We start from the raw sequence: 1,982 nt of genomic DNA on the forward strand, positions 1-1,982 counted from the left end.
GCTTCCTGCTTTGCGCGGATCTTCGCCATGACCTCGGGCTGGGTGATGCGGGTCAGCTCGCGCTCGCCATCGGCATGCATATCGAGGCCCGCGATCCAGCAGAAGCCCGCCAGGGTGACCATGACGCCGCCAACCTCCTGCGAGGGCTCGCCGGCAGGCCGTCCGAAGACGTAATCGACCAGGGTGGCGACGCGGGTCCGGTCATAGCCGGTGGACTGCAGAAGCTCAAGAACTTCCTCGAGGAGGCGATCGCCGCGCTCGGTCATGTTGCTGTAGAGGGACGGTACGAAGCACTGGTCCATCCATTGAGACACCCGCCACTGGAAGCTCGGGTACTTTGCTCCGACACGGAAGCTGCCGCAGGTCGCGCGAACACCTTCCGTGTCGCCACCACACACGCAGCGGCCCCCTTCGATGCAATGCCAGGTCATGAGCTCACCTCCGGCGCGGCGGCGAGCGGCATCCAGTGCGTCGGCTTCTCATCCGTGAGACGAATCTCTTCGTACACCTCCGTAGCCTCGTACCAGCCCTCCGGCGCGTAGYCGTCTTCGGTGTCGTCTGCGTCATCGGCGAGCTCAAGCGTGCCCGGGGTGTAATAGCAAGCCATGATTGAGCGCCAATTTCCGCGCGAGTTTCTGTAGCCTGCGATTATCTTTACGCCTTTCGGCGCGGACTCGATGGGCTTCCACCCATCCGGCACGCCCACGGGGCGCGGCTGGGTGTAAAGGGTGTCACCGCGCTTAGCGATTGGCGGATGGACGTAAAGGAGCGAGCCATCGTCATCTACTGCATTTACGTAGATAGCCACCACCTCCCCAGCCTGCTCACCCGTGGGGGCGGTGAGTATAGAGACGGCGTTCCACTTCGAAACATCGATGCGTTCGAAGTTCTCATCGTCGAGCACGTCCTCAAGGTGGGTCAGCAGTACGGCGATTGCCTCCTTCCTGCCACCCGTGGGGCGGGGATGGGCGAGGGCGGCAGCGACAGGGCGAACGCTTTCGATCCACCGACTGCGAACCTCGTCGGACATGCGAAGCCAACGATCCTCGCCATCGCAGACGGCGTGCATGGCACGCGCGGCGGCAGTCAGGCGATTGACATCGACCGCCTCTGCAGGCTGCGCACGCGCGCGGCTGATGTACACCGTGTCACCGACGCAGAAGCCCATATCGGCCTCGATCTCGACGTGACAGCCCTGACGACTGTTGGACAGCGTGTTGATGATCTTGCCGGGGATGAGGTCGAGAGCGGTATTCATGCGCCGGTGTCCTTTGCCAAGGGCAGTGCATAAAAGTTGAGTTCGCCGAGGTTGCCGTTTGTAACAACGACGGCATGCTTTAGGAGACGCGCGGTGCGGATCTTGGCGGCGGCGACATCGGACACGGTGAAGGATCCAATGTGCTGGCCGCCGGGGTAGTCGTTGAACCAGATACCGCGGCGGTTCTCCTCGCGCCGCTCAAGCTCGGCTACGCGAGCTCGCAGGGCGCGAGCCTCACGCTGGGTGATGGGCTTGGTGGTCACAGGCGGCGCTCCTTTAGAAAAGCGTCGATGGCAGCATCTAGCTCTTCGGTATCGATAGCCTGGCCTTGGTAGGGTTGCTTCTGACCATCCGGAGATACCGTGATGTAAACAGGGCCGATTGCCCCCAATACAGCACGATCCTCACGCCAAGCCCCTTTGCGGCGGATATATCTATACCGCGCAGCGTCCGCTGCGTCGGCAGCAGCTTGGAGAAGCGCGGCGCGCAGTTCGGAGCCGTTCGGGCCTTTCAGTTCTTCGGCCATCGAGCGCAGCTTGATCGGGTCGAACATGGTCATGCCGCCTTCTCCTTGGTAGCCGCTTCGTAGGCTGTCCCCGTGATCTCCTCGCAGTGAGCCGCGAGCTTCGCGTCGGTGGCCGCGTAGATGACGCCATCGCGTTCGACCATCCCGAACTTATGGAAAAGGAGCTGGCCCCAGTCGGTGCCGATCGCCGCCCAAACC

General features: G+C 62.8%; 4 protein-coding genes. All 4 read right to left on the reverse strand.

Annotation, left to right across the window (positions count from 1 at the left end; genetic code table 11):
• The coding region (locus tag AC1DT2_RS21950; protein ID WP_477298725.1) for a hypothetical protein at positions 1-431 on the reverse strand (431 nt) is incomplete at its 3' end.
• Positions 428-1,258, reverse strand: coding sequence for a DUF551 domain-containing protein (locus AC1DT2_RS21955; protein ID WP_477298726.1), 831 nt, complete (start codon positions 1,256-1,258; stop codon positions 428-430). The genes AC1DT2_RS21955 and AC1DT2_RS21950, both read right to left, overlap by 4 nt.
• The gene (locus AC1DT2_RS21960) at positions 1,255-1,521 is read right to left on the reverse strand and encodes a hypothetical protein (RefSeq protein WP_477298727.1); all 267 of its coding nucleotides are present in this window, start codon (positions 1,519-1,521) and stop codon (positions 1,255-1,257) included. Before AC1DT2_RS21960 ends, AC1DT2_RS21955 begins: the two co-directional genes overlap by 4 nt.
• Positions 1,518-1,817, reverse strand: coding sequence for a hypothetical protein (locus AC1DT2_RS21965; protein WP_477298728.1), 300 nt, complete (start codon positions 1,815-1,817; stop codon positions 1,518-1,520). The genes AC1DT2_RS21960 and AC1DT2_RS21965 overlap by 4 nt, the downstream gene beginning before the upstream one ends.
• Positions 1,818-1,982: the final 165 nt, after the last annotated feature.

It is taken from the genome of Luteibacter sp. P4_E6 (genome assembly GCF_056401535.1).

What these genes read in the sequence shown, in the direction of transcription:
- AC1DT2_RS21965 (WP_477298728.1), bottom strand. Translation starts at nt 1,817, where the DNA reads ATGACCATGTTCGACCCGATCAAGCTGCGCTCGATGGCCGAAGAACTG.